Source organism: Herbaspirillum sp. GW822-FHT03A08, from assembly GCF_058801885.1.
Genome location: NZ_JBXANR010000004.1, coordinates 512,236 through 528,656, shown reverse-complemented (window position 1 = coordinate 528,656; position 16,421 = coordinate 512,236). Strand labels below are relative to the sequence as shown.

The 16,421-nt window shown below is 60.1% G+C and carries 17 protein-coding genes; 12 read left to right on the top strand and 5 right to left on the bottom strand.

Going from position 1 to position 16,421, the window contains the following annotated elements; translation table 11 throughout:
- Window positions 1–21: 21 nt before the first annotated feature.
- Entirely contained in the window at window positions 22–1,164 is a 1,143-nt protein-coding gene (locus AC1RN6_RS15600; protein WP_493006349.1) for a branched-chain amino acid ABC transporter substrate-binding protein, read from the bottom strand.
- Window positions 1,165–1,466: 302 nt separating this feature from the next.
- Here AC1RN6_RS15600 and AC1RN6_RS15595 point away from each other — a divergent pair, with 302 nt between their 5' ends.
- Window positions 1,467–1,922 carry a glycine zipper 2TM domain-containing protein gene (locus AC1RN6_RS15595; RefSeq protein ID WP_493006348.1) on the top strand — a complete coding sequence of 152 codons (456 nt, stop codon included), beginning with the start codon at window positions 1,467–1,469 and terminating at the stop codon, window positions 1,920–1,922.
- A 9-nt stretch (window positions 1,923–1,931) separates the two neighbouring features.
- Here the strand turns inward: AC1RN6_RS15595 and AC1RN6_RS15590 are convergent, their stop codons facing one another.
- Together AC1RN6_RS15590 and AC1RN6_RS15585 are read right to left on the bottom strand one after the other, a co-directional pair.
- Entirely contained in the window at window positions 1,932–3,092 is a 1,161-nt protein-coding gene (locus tag AC1RN6_RS15590; protein WP_493006347.1) for an anhydro-N-acetylmuramic acid kinase, read from the bottom strand.
- Between the two features lie 96 nt (window positions 3,093–3,188).
- Window positions 3,189–4,583, bottom strand: coding sequence for a peptidoglycan DD-metalloendopeptidase family protein (locus tag AC1RN6_RS15585; RefSeq protein ID WP_493006346.1), 1,395 nt, complete (start codon window positions 4,581–4,583; stop codon window positions 3,189–3,191).
- 324 nt (window positions 4,584–4,907) lie between these two features.
- Between AC1RN6_RS15585 and tyrS the strand changes: the two genes are divergently transcribed.
- The 9 genes from tyrS to ruvC all read left to right on the top strand — a co-directional run bounded on the left by tyrS (window position 4,908) and on the right by ruvC (window position 12,201).
- Complete coding sequence (gene tyrS / locus AC1RN6_RS15580; RefSeq protein ID WP_493006345.1) at window positions 4,908–6,149, top strand: tyrosine--tRNA ligase; 1,242 nt, start codon at window positions 4,908–4,910, stop codon at window positions 6,147–6,149.
- A 19-nt stretch (window positions 6,150–6,168) separates the two neighbouring features.
- Window positions 6,169–6,642 carry a D-aminoacyl-tRNA deacylase gene (dtd, locus tag AC1RN6_RS15575; protein ID WP_493006344.1) on the top strand — a complete coding sequence of 158 codons (474 nt, stop codon included), beginning with the start codon at window positions 6,169–6,171 and terminating at the stop codon, window positions 6,640–6,642.
- Window positions 6,643–6,668: 26 nt separating this feature from the next.
- On the top strand, window positions 6,669–7,310 hold the full coding sequence (locus tag AC1RN6_RS15570; protein ID WP_493006343.1) for a YbhB/YbcL family Raf kinase inhibitor-like protein: 642 nt from the start codon (window positions 6,669–6,671) through the stop codon (window positions 7,308–7,310).
- 19 nt (window positions 7,311–7,329) lie between these two features.
- On the top strand, window positions 7,330–7,983 hold the full coding sequence (locus tag AC1RN6_RS15565) for a histidine phosphatase family protein (RefSeq protein WP_493006342.1): 654 nt from the start codon (window positions 7,330–7,332) through the stop codon (window positions 7,981–7,983).
- A gap of 186 nt (window positions 7,984–8,169) precedes the next feature.
- Window positions 8,170–9,186, top strand: a complete 1,017-nt coding sequence (gene dusB / locus AC1RN6_RS15560; RefSeq protein WP_493006340.1) for a tRNA dihydrouridine synthase DusB — start codon at window positions 8,170–8,172, stop codon at window positions 9,184–9,186.
- A 59-nt stretch (window positions 9,187–9,245) separates the two neighbouring features.
- On the top strand, window positions 9,246–9,479 hold the full coding sequence (locus tag AC1RN6_RS15555; RefSeq protein ID WP_007883354.1) for a Fis family transcriptional regulator: 234 nt from the start codon (window positions 9,246–9,248) through the stop codon (window positions 9,477–9,479).
- A gap of 107 nt (window positions 9,480–9,586) precedes the next feature.
- Window positions 9,587–11,158 (top strand): bifunctional phosphoribosylaminoimidazolecarboxamide formyltransferase/IMP cyclohydrolase, encoded by a 1,572-nt coding sequence (purH, locus tag AC1RN6_RS15550; RefSeq protein ID WP_493006339.1) that lies wholly within the window; start codon window positions 9,587–9,589, stop codon window positions 11,156–11,158.
- A 149-nt stretch (window positions 11,159–11,307) separates the two neighbouring features.
- Window positions 11,308–11,592, top strand: a complete 285-nt coding sequence (locus AC1RN6_RS15545) for a GIY-YIG nuclease family protein (protein WP_493006338.1) — start codon at window positions 11,308–11,310, stop codon at window positions 11,590–11,592.
- Window positions 11,593–11,658: 66 nt separating this feature from the next.
- Window positions 11,659–12,201 carry a crossover junction endodeoxyribonuclease RuvC gene (ruvC, locus tag AC1RN6_RS15540; protein ID WP_493006337.1) on the top strand — a complete coding sequence of 181 codons (543 nt, stop codon included), beginning with the start codon at window positions 11,659–11,661 and terminating at the stop codon, window positions 12,199–12,201.
- On the opposite strand, the gene AC1RN6_RS15535 is transcribed toward ruvC, so the two are convergent.
- Complete coding sequence (locus tag AC1RN6_RS15535) at window positions 12,198–13,151, bottom strand: DUF808 domain-containing protein (RefSeq protein ID WP_493006336.1); 954 nt, start codon at window positions 13,149–13,151, stop codon at window positions 12,198–12,200. The genes ruvC and AC1RN6_RS15535 overlap by 4 nt on opposite strands.
- A 178-nt stretch (window positions 13,152–13,329) precedes the next feature.
- Here AC1RN6_RS15535 and ruvA point away from each other — a divergent pair, with 178 nt between their 5' ends.
- The gene (gene ruvA / locus AC1RN6_RS15530) at window positions 13,330–13,908 is read left to right on the top strand and encodes a Holliday junction branch migration protein RuvA (RefSeq protein ID WP_408168185.1); all 579 of its coding nucleotides are present in this window, start codon (window positions 13,330–13,332) and stop codon (window positions 13,906–13,908) included.
- A 20-nt stretch (window positions 13,909–13,928) separates the two neighbouring features.
- Window positions 13,929–14,984: a Holliday junction branch migration DNA helicase RuvB gene (ruvB, locus tag AC1RN6_RS15525; RefSeq protein ID WP_493006335.1), complete on the top strand. Its 1,056-nt coding sequence runs from the start codon at window positions 13,929–13,931 to the stop codon at window positions 14,982–14,984.
- A gap of 29 nt (window positions 14,985–15,013) precedes the next feature.
- Here ruvB and AC1RN6_RS15520 read toward each other — a convergent pair whose 3' ends face one another.
- The gene (locus AC1RN6_RS15520) at window positions 15,014–16,123 is read right to left on the bottom strand and encodes a branched-chain amino acid ABC transporter substrate-binding protein (protein WP_493006334.1); all 1,110 of its coding nucleotides are present in this window, start codon (window positions 16,121–16,123) and stop codon (window positions 15,014–15,016) included.
- Between the last annotated feature and the right edge of the window lie 298 nt (window positions 16,124–16,421).

Genomic DNA, 16,421 nt, shown 5'->3' with positions numbered 1-16,421 from the left:
GCATGTGCATTCGCCAGGCCGCTACGGCAAGGTATTGAGCGTTTTCCAGACTTGTTGTTCGGCGCGATAGAGCGTGTAGCGCGGATTCTCGGCGCTGCCGTCGGTGGTGAACGAAACCGGCCCCGACATGCCGCTGAACTTCATCTGATGCAAGGCCGACACCAGCAGGCGCGGATTGAGCGAGTCGGTGCGCTTCATGGCTTCGGCCAGCATGGCGACCGCATCGTAGGCGAACCATGATTGCGGGATCAGCGGCGAACTGTATTTGTCGCGGTACTGTTTCTCCAGCCGCTTGAAATCCGGCGCGCGCTCGACCGGATAACCATTCACCAGCACCAGCGTGCCGTCGGGATATTCCTCCGTCTTGCGGGGAAAATCGGGATTGATCGCGCCGCCCGCCAGCAGCAGCTTGGTGCGCAATCCCAGTTGCTGCAGACGCGTGGCGAAGGCAATGCTTTGCGGCACCACGCCGGCGAAAAACACCAGGTCGGCGTCGCTGTTCCGGATCTTCGACATGGTGGTGTTGAAATCCGAACTCTTGACGTTGATCCGGTCGGTCTCGACGATGGAGCCTCCCAGGCGTACGACCGCGGTGGTGAAGCTTTTTGCCAGCGCCTTGCCGAGGATCGTGTCATTGTCGACCAGCATGATGCGCCTGGCGCGCAGGACCTTGATCGCGGTTTCCGCCAGATACTGCGCGGTGTAGTCGCTATGGCCGAGCATCTGGAAGATGGTGGAATAGCCCAATAGCGTGAACTCCCGTCCGGCGGCGGTCGGCGACATCTGCGGGATGCCCGCGTCGTTGTAGATGCGCGCGGTGGCGATGCTGGCGTCCGTGGTGAGATGGCCGATCACGCCCACGACGCCCGCAGCGACAGCGGAACGCGCTGCGATGGCGGCAAGATTGAGATCGTTTTTGTCGTCGGCGACAAAAAGCTTGAGCGTGATGTTCTTGCCGTTGACCCGCAGGCCCTGGCTATTGATGCGGTCCACGGCCATTTGCGCGGCGTCGCGCGAGCTTTGGCCGCGCGGCATGGACATCGGGCCGATGACGCCAATCAGCACGGTCTGGTTGCCGTCGCCGGTTTGCGCGTGGGAGCAGGGCGAGAGCAGCAGGAAGGCTGCGCTCCAGAGGGCGATTGTTGCACGACAGAGAATGCGCATTGCAGCTCCCGTTGATGCCAGGTCATGATACTTCGGTCACGATTGTCGGTCATGATGCGTGGACAGCCTATTGTGGCGCGCTGGAAGGATGCCAGAGCGCAGGAACAGACAGCCTTTTCACCCGGTATTTCCCGCTCCCGCCCGGTTAATGTGAGGCGATGTCTGACAGGAACTTGCGTTGTTCGCCGATGTTGCACCGGAGTGATGCGATCAACAATATCCGCATCTCCCATGAGCGCACGGGTGCCAAAATTCCCGAACTCACGGATTCTCGGATTCACGAATGCACAAAGGACACTGGCATGCGACATCATTACATTTCCCTGCTCGCCGTCGGCTTGAGCATGCTTGCATTGTTGAACGGTTGCGCGGGCGGTCCGGATTACCGCTCGCCGCCAAGCGGCCCTAATGCGCCGCCTTCGTATTCCAACTCCAGCACCGGCGTGATCGAAGAGATCGAGGTCAGCCATCAGCAAAGCAGCGGTGTCGGCGGAGCGGTTGTCGGCGGCGTGGTAGGCGGGCTGCTGGGCAATCAGATCGGCAGCGGCTCGGGTCGGACTGCAGCAACCGTTGCCGGTGCCGTGGGCGGTGGCGTGGTCGGCAATCAGGTGCAGAAGAGTCACGGTGGACGCGAGGTCTACAATATCCGCGTACGCATGAACGACGGCTCCATGCAGAGCTTTGCTCAGGACAGCACGGATAATCTGCGGGTCGGTGACCGGGTCCGCTTAGATGGCGGTCGAGTCTACCGATACTAATTAATATAACTACTGCGCCGGATAAAGTCCGCCCAGCACGCGCAAGCCGCGCGCGCCGGTGACCGCCGGCAGGTTGCCCGGCAAGCGCAGGCAGAAACGCTGCGCCAGCCAGGCGAAAGCCAGGGCTTCCACATGATTGGGCGCAATGCCCAGCGCCTCGGTGGACAATACTGGGATGGCGCTTCCTGCGCCGGCTGACAAGGCTTCTCCCAGTAATTTCAACAGATACGCGTTATACGCACCGCCACCGCATACATACACGGCACCGGTTTGCGGCGCATGCCTGAGAATTGCATCGGCAATGGTAGTGGCGGTGAAGGCGGTCAGCGTTGCCTGCACGTCGGCGGGCGACAGATGCTTGTGTGCCGCCAGTCGCGCATCCAGCCATTCAATATGGAACAGGTCGCGCCCGGTGCTCTTGGGCGGCGGCAGCGCAAAGTACGCCTCGCTGTGCAAGGCCTTCAGCAAGGCGGCATCGGGTTTGCCCGATGCGCCCCAGGCGCCGTCTGCATCATAGCTTTGGCCTTGATGACGTGCGATCCAGGCATCCATCAATACATTTCCCGGACCGGTGTCGAAGCCGGATGTCGCTTCCAGTTTGCCGGCAGGCAGGATGCTGATGTTGCTGATACCGCCGATATTGACCGCCACCCGCGCCTGCTCCTCGTTGCCGAACACGGCCTGATGAAAGGCCGGCACCAGCGGCGCACCCTGGCCGCCTGCGGCAACGTCGCGGCTGCGGAAATCGGCAATTACATCAATGCCGCACAGCTCCGCCAGCAGCGAAGGATTATTGGTCTGGCGCGTATAACCGAGCTCGGGCCGATGGCGGATGGTCTGGCCATGCACGCCGACGGCGCGGATATAGGCCGCCGGGATCGCACTCTTTTCCAGCAGCCCGGCGACGCATTGCGCGTAGTACGCGACCAGCTGATTTGCAGCCATTGCTTCGCGCTGCAATTCGTTTTCACCGTTGGCTTGCAGCGCCATCAGCGCCGCGCGCAAATCGTCGGAGAAGGGCACGTAAGCCGTCGCCAGCGTAGCCATCGCCTGTCCATCTGCTGGCAACGACGCCAGCACGCCATCGACGCCGTCCAGACTGGTGCCGGACATCAGGCCGATATATAGGGAAGAGGATGCGGAACGTGGGAGATCGGGATCGGCAGACATAAAAAAACCGGTGATGGGATCGCTGCATTTTACAGCGATTCCATCACCGGTTTTGTACCGGGAGTTATACCCGGTTTGTGCCCGATATGGCGGGGTTCAGCGCGAAGCCAGCGTCACGCCGTTGCCGTCGGCAGGGCGCAGCAGCGACAGGCGGCGGTTCATGTCAGTCGACACCGCACGAAAGCGCGCCAGTTGATTGCCGCCCAGCGGTTGCGCGTTCGGCACGTCCACCGACAGGGGATTGCGCGGCACGTTGTTGACGCGGAATTCGTAGTGCAGATGCGGTCCGGTCGCCCAGCCGGTCATGCCGACATAGCCGATCACTTCGCCCTGGCCTATCTTGTCGCCCTTGCGCAGGCCGGAAGCAAAGCGGCTCATGTGGCCGTAGGCGGTGGAATAACCGCTCCAGTGCTTGATCACAACGATATTGCCGTAGCCGTTTTGCTGGCCGACAAAATCCACCACGCCGTCACCTGATGCATGGATCGGTGTGCCGGTCGGTGCGGCGAAGTCAACGCCGGTGTGCTGCTTCCAGATCCCGAGGATGGGATGCACGCGCATCGAGAAGCCCGACGAAATACGCGTGAAGGCCAGTGGCGACTTGAGGAAAGCTTTTTTCAGCGACTTGCCGTCGAAAGAGTAATAACCGCCGCCGATCTTGCTGCCGGGTTCATCGAACCAGACTGCTTGATAGGTGTTGCCGGCGTTGGTGAACTCGCCCGCCAGCACGCGGCCGGTACGTACCGGTTCGCCGTTGTTGTAGAAGGTCTCGTACACCACGTTGAAACGGTCGCCGCGGCGCAGATCCGACGCGAAGTTGATGTTGGTGGCGAACATGTCGACGATTTGCGTTGCGATGCTGTCGGGGATCTGGGCGTTGTCGGTGGCGGCAAACAGCGAGGAGCGAATCTGTCCCGAACGCATTTCAACGCGGCGCTCCAGCACCGCAGGCGCGGTCGTTGCCTTGAATTTATCGCCGTCGCGCTCAATCAGCAAATTGTTGATCGGACCGTCGCGGCCATCGCTCAGGGTGGCGGTCAGCTGTTGCAACTCGCCTTCTTCGGAAGTGCGCGCCATGACGCGCTTGCCGGCGCGCAACTGCATGACGGTGCGCGCCAGGGTATCGGATTTGATGAAGCTGGCGGCTTCGTCGTCATCGACGCCGAGGCGGGTCAGCAAGGTTGCGAGGGTGTCGCCGGCACGGACTTTTTCTTCGTTGACGTAGAACTCGTTGCGTTCTTCCAGTTGCGCGATCTGTTGTTTCAGGTCGGGCAGGGCCAAGTCTTTGGTGATCGGGTGGACCGGCGCATCGGAGGTGTCTGGCTCGGCAGGCGCAAAGCCGGCGGCGCCGATGGTGAACGCGCCGAGGAACAATGCGCCGGCGGAAAGGATCTTGGTCTTGCGGGAAGAACCGTGAAATTTCTCGTGGCAGTAGAGATGGGCGGTTCGGTACAGGGAGGCGGCGCGCGCGAATTTATCTTTAGGGAACATGCAATACGTTAAAATCTACCGTTTACGCCTGTTCTGAATTCTGTTGCAGGAAAAGCAATGAGAGAAGACGGATCGTTCCGTTTATTGTCTTGCTGATAATCAATCTGATATCAACTCGACAATCAACTCATGTTGCTGCTCAACTGCAAGCATCGTCAGTGACTCCCCGATGACGCACGCTTTTACAGACTCTTGACAGGCGATGAATGCTAATTCTCTGCTGATTGCGCTTCTAGATGGCGTGCGGCAGAAAGACGAAAGCGCGATTATAGCAAAGCGTCAATCCGGTACTGTCCTACAAAAGCCTATTTTTTAGTTATATCAATGAACGCCGAACAGCCTACATCCAAAGCCCCCTTGCCTCTGTCCGATAAAGTCCTGGAGGCGCTTGCCGTCGCCAAACGCGGCGTCGACGAGTTGCTCATCGAAAGCGAATTCGCGCAGAAACTGGCGCGCGCCGAACAAAGCGGCCAGCCGCTGCGCATCAAGCTGGGGCTGGATCCGACCGCACCCGACCTGCATCTGGGCCACACCGTGGTACTCAACAAAATGCGCCAATTGCAGGATCTCGGTCATACCGTGATTTTCCTGATCGGCGACTTCACCTCGATGATCGGCGATCCGTCCGGCCGTAATGCGACACGTCCACCGCTCACGCGCGAGCAGATCGAAGTCAACGCCAAGACCTATTTCGCCCAGGCCAGCCTGGTGCTGGATGCGGCCAGAACCGAGATCCGTTACAACTCCGAATGGTGCGATCCGCTCGGCAGCCGCGGCATGATCCAGCTGGCCTCGCGCTACACCGTGGCGCGCATGATGGAACGCGACGATTTCACCAAGCGTTTCAAGGAAGGCACGCCGATTTCGGTGCATGAATTCCTGTATCCGCTGATGCAGGGCTACGACTCGGTCGCGCTCAAGGCCGATCTGGAGCTGGGCGGCACCGACCAGAAGTTCAACCTGCTGGTGGGCCGCGAGCTGCAAAAGGATTTCGGCCAGGAGCCGCAATGCATCCTGACCATGCCTCTGCTGGAAGGTCTGGACGGTGTGGAAAAGATGTCGAAGTCGAAGAACAATTACATCGGCATCACCGAACCGGCCAACACCATGTTCGCCAAGGTGATGAGCATTTCCGACGTGATGATGTGGCGTTATTACGAACTGCTGTCGTTCCGCTCGATTGCCGACATCGCCGGCTTCAAGGCCGAGGTCGAAGGCGGCAAGAATCCGCGCGACATCAAGGTGGCGCTGGCGCAGGAAATCGTGGCGCGCTTCCATTCGCAGCAGGCCGCCGAAGATGCGCTGGCCGACTTCGTCAACCGCTCCAAGGGCGGCATCCCGGACGACGTACCGGAAGTTGCACTGGCCGGCGCGCCGCTGGGTATCGGTCAATTGCTCAAGCAGGCCAATCTGTGCGCCTCCACGTCGGAAGCCTTGCGCATGGTGGAGCAGGGCGGCGTGCGTATCGACGGCACCGTGATCAGCGACAAGGGGCTGAAGGTCGATGCAGGCGTGTTCGTGGTGCAGGTCGGCAAGCGTAAATTTGCGCGCGTTACTTTGTCGTAGTCACAACGAATCACAGCGCATGATCGGATTATTGCAACGAGTCAGCAAAGCTGATGTCGTAGTAGAAGGCGAGCAGATCGGCGTCATCGGCGCGGGTTTGATGGTGCTGCTCTGTGCCGAACGCGGCGATACCGAGAAGGAAGCCGATCTGTTGCTCGGCAAACTGCTCGGTTACCGGGTGTTCGCCGACGATGCCGGCAAGATGAACCGCAGCGTGACGGACGTGCAGGGCGGTTTGTTGCTGGTGCCGCAATTCACTCTGGCGGCCGACACGCGCTCCGGCACCCGGCCGTCATTTACGCCGGCCGCCGCGCCGGAAGATGGCCGAAGATTGTTCGATCACTTTGTCACACAGGCGAAAGCCAGGCATGGCATGGTGCAGACGGGACGCTTCGGCGCCGACATGCAGGTTTCGCTGACCAACAATGGTCCGGTCACATTCTGGCTGCAGGTGAAGCCGGTCAGCGCGACGCCAGACATTAGCAAGTCCTAGCAAGCCAATTTTCAAAGGAGAGCACAATGAAACTCTGGAGCGATTCTTTTCAAGACGGTGCCGCCATCCCGGGCGAATTCGCCTTTGCGGTGCCTGACGCCAAAAGCCACATAGCGCTGTCATCCAACAAAAATCCGCATCTGGCATGGAGCGATGTGCCGGCAGGCACCAAATCGCTGGTGCTGGTTGTACATGATCCTGACGTGCCGTCGCGCGGCGACGACGTCAACCAGGAAGACAAGACCGTACCGGCCGATTTGCCGCGGGTCGATTTCTTCCATTGGAGTCTGGTGGACATTCCGGCGGGCGTCAGCGAGCTGGCCGCCGGTCAGTTCAGCAGCGCCGTCACCACACGCGGCAAGGCCGGTCCTGCGATTCCGGGCGATCCGCTGTCGGGCGCGCGCCATGGCCTCAACGATTACACCAGCTGGTTTGCCGGCGACGGCGACATGAGCGGCGATTACTTCGGCTATGACGGTCCTTGCCCGCCCTGGAATGACGCCATCGTGCACCGCTACGTTTTCACGCTGTATGCGGTGGATCAGGAGCAACTGACAGTGACCGGCAAATTCACCGGCACCGACGTGCACAACGCCCTGCAAGGCCATGTGCTCGCTCAGGCCAGCATCACCGGCACCTACACATTGAACCCTGCGTTAATTAAGTAAATTCATCCAGTAAAGACTCATGCTCGACATCCTGCTGATCCGCCACGGCGAAACCGATTGGAACGTAGACAAGCGCCTGCAAGGTCATATCGATATTCCTCTGAACGCCGAAGGGCAGCGGCAGGCCGCGGCGCTCGGGCAAGCGCTGGAGAACGAACCGCTGGATGCGATCTACGCCAGCGACCTGCAGCGTGCGCGCGACACGGCGCAGGCGGTGGCAACGCTGCAGGGCAAGACGGTGCAGATCGAGCCGGCCCTGCGCGAGCGCTGTTACGGCGGCTTTGAAGGCTTGCAGCATCACGACATCCAGCAGCGTTATCCGGAAGATTTTGCCGCCTGGAAGTCGCGCGCACTCGATGCGCGTTATCCGGCTGGTGAACGCATCGCAGAAACCATGCGCGAGTTTTCCGGGCGCGCGGTCGGTGCGGTCAGCGCTATCGTTCGCGAAGGGGTTGCCGATGGTCACCGCAAGATCGCCATCGTCACGCACGGCGGCGTGCTGGAATGCATCTACCGCTGGGCCAGACAAACCGGCTTCGCCCATGCACGCGATTTCGACATCTTCAATGCCAGCATCAACCGCCTGCAATGGGACGGCGAGCGCATTCACATCAAGCAATGGGCGGACATCGCTCACCTGACGCCGCAAGTGCTCGACGAAGTTGATCGCTGACGAAGCCCCTCTCGCTTTTATTCGATAGTGAGGCGTTCGGCGGCGCCGGATACGACGACATATTGCCCGTTTGATAATTTCTCGCCGGCATTGCGCTGCAAGACCGATTCTTGTTGGGGCGCAGGGCCAATCGCGCTAAAATAGCGCCCTTCCCCAGCAACCACACGCTCACGCGTCCGGATATCCGTGAATATCGGCCCGCATTCCCTGCGCAATAACGTTTTCGTCGCCCCCATGGCGGGTGTGACGGATCGTCCTTTCCGCCAACTGTGCAAACAGTTGGGCGCGGGTTATGCCGTGTCGGAAATGGCAGCCTCGGATCCACGCCTGTGGCAAAGCGAGAAGACTTCGCGCCGCACCAACCACGATGGCGAGATGGAGCCGAAAGCGGTGCAGATCGCTGGCGCCGATCCCGCCATGCTGGCCGATTGCGCCAGGCACAACGTGGACCGCGGCGCGCAGATCATCGACATCAACATGGGCTGCCCGGTCAAAAAAGTCTGCAATAGCTGGTGCGGTTCGGCCCTGTTGCAAAACGAAAGGCTGGTCGGCCAGATTCTCGACGCGGTGGTGAAGGCCGTCGACGTGCCGGTGACATTGAAATTCCGCACCGGCTGGAATCGCGAGAACAAGAACGCTCTGACCATCGCCGCCATGGCCGAGCAGAGCGGTATCGCCATGCTGACGCTGCACGGCCGCACACGCGCCGACGGTTACAGCGGCGAAGCCGAGTACGAGACCATCGCCGCCGTCAAGGCTGCGGTGAAGATTCCGGTGGTCGCCAATGGCGACATCACTACGCCGGAGCGCGCCAGACACGTGCTGGCCGTGACCGGCGCCGATGCAGTCATGATCGGCCGCGCGGCGCAAGGACGGCCGTGGATTTTCCGCGAGATCGACCACTTCCTGCGCACCGGCACGCATCTGCCGGCGCCGATGGTGGCCGAAGTGCAGGAACTGATGCTGGAACATTTGCAGGCGCACTATGCGTTCTACGGCGAGTATCTCGGCGTGCGCACGGCGCGCAAGCATATCGGATGGTATGTCCGCGATCTGCCTGAGGGGGAAGAATTCCGGCAGCGCATGAACCGCCTCGAAGATTGCCAGCTGCAATGGAACGCCGTGCGCGATTTCTTCGAATCGCAGGCGGCATATGGCGAGCGGTTACAATACGGGATTGCCGAACAGGCGCTGGCAGCATAACTGCGCGGGCGTATCGGCTTCATTGATTAACACACCAAAAAGAACAGAAGTAGCACGTAATGAGTAAAGAAAGTATCGAGGATGTCGTCAGGAAGAGCCTTGACAAGTATTTCAAGGATCTGGGCGAGCAACTGCCATCCAATGTGTATGACATGGTTGTTTTGACGGTCGAGAAACCGATCTTCGAAGCAGTGATGGCGCGCGCCGACGGCAATCAGTCGCAAGCCGCAGAAATTCTCGGTATCAATCGCAATACCTTGCGCAAGAAATTGCAGCAGCACGGCTTGTTGTAACCGCAGGCCTTAGTCGTCTGCATGCATCGCATACATGCGGCAGCGTCCCTTGATTGCAGACGCTGCCGGTCTCATCACCGGATTCCTTCATTTACCTTCATGCCATCATGATCAAACAAGCACTCATCTCCGTTTCCGACAAAGCCGGCGTGCTCGACTTTGCACGCGCGTTGTCCGCCATGGGCGTCAACATCCTGTCCACCGGCGGCACTGCCAAGCTGCTGGCCGACAATGGCGTCAAGGTGACCGAAGTCGCCGACTACACCGGTTTCCCGGAAATGCTGGATGGCCGCGTCAAGACGCTGCATCCGAAAGTGCACGGCGGGATTCTCGCGCGCCGCGATTTCCCCGAGCATGTCGCCGCACTGGACCAGCACGGCATCCCGACCATCGACATGGTGGTGGTGAACCTGTACCCGTTCCAGCAAACCGTGGCCAAGGAAGAGTGCTCGCTGGAAGACGCGATCGAAAACATCGACATCGGCGGCCCGGCCATGCTGCGTTCATCGGCCAAGAACCACAAGGATGTGGTGGTCATCTGCGACCCGACCGACTACGCCGGCGTGCTGGCTGACCTGCAGGCAAGCGGCGACCTGCCGTATGAGAAGCGCTTTGCGCTGGCCAAGAAAGTGTTCGCGCATACAGCGCAATACGATGGCGCCATCACCAACTATTTCACCTCGCTGGGTGAAGACAAGCAACACACTACCCGCAGCGCCTATCCTGACACGCTGAATCTGCACTTCGAAAAAGTCCAGGACATGCGCTACGGCGAAAACCCGCATCAATCGGCGGCGTTCTACCGCGACGTCAAGAAGAGCGACGGCGCGCTGGCCAATTACACCCAGCTGCAAGGCAAGGAACTGTCGTTCAACAATATCGCCGATGCCGATGCCGCGTGGGAATGCGTCAAGACCTTCGATGCTGCCGACACCGCAGCCTGCGTCATCATCAAGCACGCCAATCCATGCGGTGTGGCAGTCGGCGCCAATCCATTGGAGTCGTACAGCAAGGCATTGCAAACGGATCCGACGTCCGCCTTCGGCGGCATCATCGCCTTCAACCGCGAACTCGACGGCGCAGCCGCTGAAGCGGTCGCCAAGCAATTCGTCGAAGTGCTGATTGCACCGTCATTCAGCGCCGAAGCCAAGAAGATTTTCGCCGCCAAGCAAAACGTGCGTCTGCTGGAAATCCCGCTGGGCAATGGCTTGAACGCGTATGATTTCAAGCGCGTCGGCGGCGGTCTGCTGGTGCAATCGCCGGATGCCAAGAACGTGCTGCTGGCCGACGTCAAAGTCGTCAGCAAGAAGCAACCGACACAGCAACAGTTGCAAGACCTGATGTTCGCCTGGCGCGTCGCCAAGTTCGTCAAGTCCAACGCGATCGTGTTCTGCGGCAACGGCATGACGCTGGGTGTCGGCGCCGGCCAGATGAGCCGTATCGACTCCGCTCGCATCGCTTCGATCAAGGCGCAGAATGCCGGTCTGACACTGGCCGGTTCGGCCGTGGCGTCGGATGCATTCTTCCCGTTCCGCGACGGTCTGGATGTGGTAGTGGATGCCGGCGCGACTTGCGTGATCCATCCGGGCGGTTCGATGCGCGATCAGGAAGTGATTGATGCGGCGGACGAACGTGATGTGGTGATGCTGCTGACCGGCACACGTCACTTCCGCCATTAATTTTCATCGTTCTCAAATACTTGTGTTGTCCTGACGAAAGTCAGGACCCAGCGTCGTAAAGACGGCCGGTAAGACACTGGGTCCCAGCGTTCGCTGGGACGACAGAAATTTCTTTTTGACAATTAACGCATGCACGATAATATTCGCGCATGAGTTATTTCGTCTATATTCTGGCGAGCCGACGCAACGGAACCTTATATGTCGGCGTTACTAACGATGTGGTGCGGCGCGTGTACGAACATAAGCATGGCTTGATATCCGGATTTACGCAGAAGTATGGAGTCAAGGATTTAGTGTATGTTGAAGTTTTCGACGATATCGTCAGCGCGATTGCTCGTGAAAAACAACTGAAGGCATGGCGGCGCGCCTGGAAAATCGAGTTGATCGAGAAGACCAACCCTTATTGGAATGATCTGTATGCAATGGTCGTTTGACGGCATTGGGTCCCCGCGGGAGCCGGGACGACGCGTAATTGTTCAGTCATGGGCGCGCTCGGACTCATGAAAATTCTCGGCATCGACCCCGGCTTGCGGACCACCGGTTTTGGCGTGATCCACAAGCAGGGCACAAAGCTCACCTATATCGCCTCCGGCACCATCAAGACGCCGGATGCCGATCTGCCGCAACGGCTCAAAGTCATTCTCTCCAGCGTCGGTGAAGTCATCAAGACTTACGCACCCGACTGCGCGGCGATCGAAAAAGTCTTCGTCAACGTCAATCCGCAGTCCACGCTGTTGCTCGGCCAGGCCCGCGGCGCGGCGATTTGTGCGCTGGTGAATGCCGATCTGGCGGTGGCGGAGTACACCGCGCTGCAGGTCAAGCAAGCCGTTGCCGGGCACGGCAAGGCGCAGAAGCAGCAAGTGCAGGATATGGTGCAGCGTTTGCTGGCGTTGCCGGGTTTGCCCGGCACCGATGCCGCCGACGCGCTGGGTGTGGCGATCTGCCATGCACATAGCGGCGAAGCCTTGAGCGCGCTCGGAGCGCTGGCGCCGGGATTGGCGAAGAAGGGGCTGCGCGTGCGCGGCGGTCGTCTGATCGGTTAGTTTTTTCTGAAAAGTTTCAGTACGCGCTTTACCGCTTCCACCACCAGCAACACCACGCCGCCGGCAATCACGCCGAATATCGCATCGATGACCGACGGTGCAATCACCGACAGCAAACCGCCCACCGCAGGCAGTGCGGCGAGCGGCGTACTGACGTCCGCAATCCAGTGATGCACCGGCGGAATGCCGTGCGTCAGAATCCCGCCGCCCACCATGAACATTGCCACCGTCCCGATGACGGTCAGGCTTTTCATCATGTAAGGCGCCGCGACCAGAATGGCGCGGCCGACGCGTTGCTTGAACTGGCCGAAACCGCTGCTGCCGCCCGTGCGCAGCAAATACAAGCCGCCGTCGTCCAGCTTGACGATGCCGGCCACCACGCCGTACACACCGACAGTCATGATCAGCGCGATGCCGACCAGCACGATGATCTGCTGTTGCAAAGGTGCCGTCGCGACGGTGCCGAGCGTGATGGCGATAATCTCCGCCGACAGCACGAAGTCGGTGCGGATCGCGCCCTTGATCTTGTCCTGCTCGCTGGCGGCGGCATCGCCGTTGTCGGCCGCAGCGGCATGCTGGCCGCCGTGATCTTCGCCGCCGTGATCTTCCTCGTGCGGCAGATATTTGTGTGCCAGTTTCTCAAATCCCTCAAAGCAAAGGAAGGCGCCGCCCAGCATCAGCAGCGGTGTCACCGCCCACGGCACGAAGGTGCTGATGAGCAGCGCGGCCGGCACCAGAATCGCCTTGTTCTTCAACGATCCGACTGCCACCGCCCACACCACAGGCAGTTCACGGTCGGCGTTCACGCCGGAAACCTGTTGCGCATTGAGCGCCAGGTCGTCGCCCAGCACGCCGGCAGTTTTCTTGGCGGCGACCTTGGTCATCACGGAAACGTCGTCGAGAATGCTGGCGATGTCGTCGATCAATGCGAAAAAGCTGCTGCCGGCCATGGTGTCCTTTTATTGGGGATGTGCTGAAGGGAAACAGGGCAGACAATAGCCCACCGGAGTGGTGTTAGGCAAATCGGCTGGATTCGTCATGCAATGGGGTGGCAACCTTGCTGATGGATATACTGTTTATCCGAACAGTACTGTATCATTCCACCATTCATCTTTCTCCTCAGCCATCATGATCGGTCGTCTCTCCGGAATCCTGCTCGAAAAAAATCCTCCGCAATTGCTGGTCGATTGCAATGGCGTCGGTTACGAGGTCGGCGTGCCCATGAGTACCTTCTACAATCTGCCGGGCCTGGGCGAGAAGGTCGTATTGCTGACCCATCTGGCGATCCGCGAAGACGCGCATGTGCTGTTCGGTTTCGGCAGCGCGGAGGAGCGCAATACTTTCAAGGAATTGATCAAGATCTCCGGCGTTGGCGCGCGCACGGCCTTGTCGATCTTATCGGGCATGTCGGTCAGCGACTTGGCGCAGGCGGTAACCTTGCAGGAAGCAGGCCGCCTCACCAAGGTGCCCGGCATCGGCAAGAAAACCGCGGAGCGCCTGTTGCTCGAACTCAAGGGCAAGCTCGGCGCCGATCTGGGTGCGGTCGGCGGCGTAGTGCATCACGACACGACTTCGGATATCCTCAACGCCTTGCTGGCGCTCGGCTATTCCGACAAGGAAGCGACGCTGGCGCTCAAGCAGGTGCCGGCCGACGCCACCGTGTCGGAAGGCATCAAGCACGCCCTCAAGGCGTTGTCCAAAGCATAAATAGCGCGTAGCCACCATCCATGAGCATCCAGACTGACGACTTCTCCGAACAGCGCATCATCGCGGCCACCCCGGCTTCGGCCAACGAGGAAGCGATCGAACGCGCACTGCGTCCCAAGCAGCTGGATGAATACGTCGGCCAGGAAAAAGTCCGCGGCCAGCTTGAGATCTTCATCTCGGCGGCACGCCAGCGCGGCGAAGCGCTCGACCATACATTGCTGTTCGGGCCGCCGGGCCTCGGCAAGACCACCATGGCGCATATCATCGCGCGTGAAATGGGCGTCAACCTGCGCCAGACTTCCGGCCCGGTGCTGGAGCGCGCCGGCGATCTGGCCGCCTTGCTGACCAACCTGGAAGCCAACGACGTCCTCTTCATCGACGAGATCCATCGCTTGTCGCCGGTAGTCGAAGAAATTCTCTACCCTGCGCTCGAGGACTATCAGATCGACATCATGATCGGCGAAGGTCCTGCTGCGCGCTCGGTGCGCCTCGACCTGCAACCGTTCACGCTGGTCGGCGCCACGACGCGCGCGGGCATGCTGACCAATCCGCTGCGCGACCGTTTCGGCATCGTCGCGCGCCTGGAATTCTATTCGCCGCCGGAACTGGCGCGCATCGTCACGCGCAGCGCCGGTTTGCTTAACGCGCCCATCGTCGAAGAGGGCGCGCTGGAAATCGCCAAGCGCAGCCGCGGCACGCCACGCATCGCCAACCGCCTGTTGCGCCGCGTGCGCGACTATGCGGAAGTGAAGGGCAACGGCCGCATCACGCAAGCCATGGCTGACGCCGCACTGGTGATGCTGGATGTCGACCCGGTCGGTTTCGACCTGATGGACCGCAAACTGCTGGAAGCGGTGCTGTTCAAATTCAACGGCGGTCCGGTCGGCCTCGACAATCTGGCGGCCGCCATCGGCGAAGAGCGTGACACGATTGAAGACGTGCTCGAGCCTTATCTGATCCAGCAAGGCTATTTGCAACGCACGCCGCGCGGACGCGTGGCGACGCCGGCGGCCTATACTCACTTCGGTGTGACGGCGCCGCGCACCAGTCCCAACGGCGACCTCTGGGCCGGCTGACGCAGCGCGGCCGGCGTCATTGCCTTAGTCTACTTTGCTGATGCGCCAAAACTCTTGACGGGCACCCACACCTTGTTTTGCACGCGGTAGAGCGTATACACCGGCTGGTGCAGATTGCCTTCGCTGTCGAAAGAGATGTTTCCCGTCACTCCCTTGTAGCGAATCTGGTGCAGTGTCTTGACGATCTCAGCCGGTTGCAGCGAATTGGCTTGCAGGATGGCCGCGATCAATACGCTGGTGGCGTCGTAGGCGAAGATCGTGAAGGGCGCCATCTCTCCTTTGCCGCGCGTCGAGAAATCTTTTTGCAGCTTCTTCCACTCGGGCAGCCGTTCCAGTGCCGGGCCCGGCTCCATGGCCATGACGCCTTCCGCCGCATCGCCCGCAGTGGACAGGAACGTCATGCTGACGGTGCCGCCGGTGGCAAGCAAAGTGGCCGAAACGCCCAGCCGCTTCATGTTGCGCACAAATTCGCCGCTTTGATTGACGCGCGCGCTCAGAAAGATCAGATCCACCTTCTCTTGTTTTGCCGTGCGCAGCACCGCATTGAAATCCGAAGTCTTGTTGCTGATGCTGCTGCGATCGATGATGCGGCCCTTTTCCGCGCGCACGATATTACCGAACTGATCCGCCAGGCCGATGCCGAACTGGCTGCCGTCGTCAACGATCATGATGCGCTGGGCTTTCAGATCGTTGATGACATAGCGCGCAAGATAGGTGCCGTTGTCGTCGTCGTGTCCCATGATGCGGAACGTCGTCGGCGCACTGAGCTGCGTGAATTTATGGGAGGTCGATGCCGGCGACACCTGTGCCATGCGGGCGCGCTGGTACACGGGCGCGGCGGCGATGCTGCACGACGATGTCCAGTGGCCGATGACACCGACTACGCCGCTGTCGACCAGATACTGCGCCACCAGCGGGGCGGTGCGTACGTCGCCTTTGTCGTCCTGCGTGCGCAAGACGAAACGCACCTTGCGTCCGCCGACTTGAGGATTGCGCAGATTTGCTTGTTCCACGGCAAGTCTGGCGGCATCCAGGCCGGCTTGCACGCGCACTTCCGTCAATGGCGCGGCGAAGCCGATTCCGACTTCCAGCGTATCGTCCTGCGCCTGTGCGGCGGAGGTCGCCAGGCAAGTCAGCATCAGCAATGCCGTTGCCAGACGAGGCACAATGAAGGAAGGCCGTAAAACTCGCGGAACGCGAGGTGAAAAAGGGGAGTGCATGGATCGCATCATCGTGTCCCTTTCTTGCGGGCAAGTGCAACCAGCCCATTTAGTTGATTTATGGGAATAAATCACGCGACAGCGTCAAAAGTGTTTGACGTACTCGTCGGTATTGATTTTGCCGTTTTATTGAAAACTTGCAAAGAAAATTTGGCAAACTTTGTAATGATGTCCTTATTTTCACTTGTGCAAAAATTAATCGTCATCGACAATGGAT

Bases quoted from the DNA above. Each gene is read 5' to 3' on its own strand.
- AC1RN6_RS15600 (WP_493006349.1), bottom strand. From the start codon at position 1,164: ATGCGCATTCTCTGTCGTGCAACAATCGCCCTCTGGAGCGCAGCCTTC.
- AC1RN6_RS15570 (WP_493006343.1), top strand. From the start codon at position 6,669: ATGAAACTCTGGAGCGATTCTTTTCAAGACGGTGCCGCCATCCCGGGC.
- dtd (WP_493006344.1), top strand. From the start codon at position 6,169: ATGATCGGATTATTGCAACGAGTCAGCAAAGCTGATGTCGTAGTAGAA.
- AC1RN6_RS15535 (WP_493006336.1), bottom strand. From the start codon at position 13,151: ATGGCCGGCAGCAGCTTTTTCGCATTGATCGACGACATCGCCAGCATT.
- AC1RN6_RS15595 (WP_493006348.1), top strand. From the start codon at position 1,467: ATGCGACATCATTACATTTCCCTGCTCGCCGTCGGCTTGAGCATGCTT.
- ruvC (WP_493006337.1), top strand. From the start codon at position 11,659: ATGAAAATTCTCGGCATCGACCCCGGCTTGCGGACCACCGGTTTTGGC.
- ruvB (WP_493006335.1), top strand. From the start codon at position 13,929: ATGAGCATCCAGACTGACGACTTCTCCGAACAGCGCATCATCGCGGCC.
- AC1RN6_RS15520 (WP_493006334.1), bottom strand. From the start codon at position 16,123: ATGCTGACTTGCCTGGCGACCTCCGCCGCACAGGCGCAGGACGATACG.
- AC1RN6_RS15565 (WP_493006342.1), top strand. From the start codon at position 7,330: ATGCTCGACATCCTGCTGATCCGCCACGGCGAAACCGATTGGAACGTA.
- AC1RN6_RS15555 (WP_007883354.1), top strand. From the start codon at position 9,246: ATGAGTAAAGAAAGTATCGAGGATGTCGTCAGGAAGAGCCTTGACAAG.
- AC1RN6_RS15585 (WP_493006346.1), bottom strand. From the start codon at position 4,583: ATGTTCCCTAAAGATAAATTCGCGCGCGCCGCCTCCCTGTACCGAACC.
- AC1RN6_RS15545 (WP_493006338.1), top strand. From the start codon at position 11,308: ATGAGTTATTTCGTCTATATTCTGGCGAGCCGACGCAACGGAACCTTA.
- ruvA (WP_408168185.1), top strand. From the start codon at position 13,330: ATGATCGGTCGTCTCTCCGGAATCCTGCTCGAAAAAAATCCTCCGCAA.
- AC1RN6_RS15590 (WP_493006347.1), bottom strand. From the start codon at position 3,092: ATGTCTGCCGATCCCGATCTCCCACGTTCCGCATCCTCTTCCCTATAT.
- tyrS (WP_493006345.1), top strand. From the start codon at position 4,908: ATGAACGCCGAACAGCCTACATCCAAAGCCCCCTTGCCTCTGTCCGAT.
- purH (WP_493006339.1), top strand. From the start codon at position 9,587: ATGATCAAACAAGCACTCATCTCCGTTTCCGACAAAGCCGGCGTGCTC.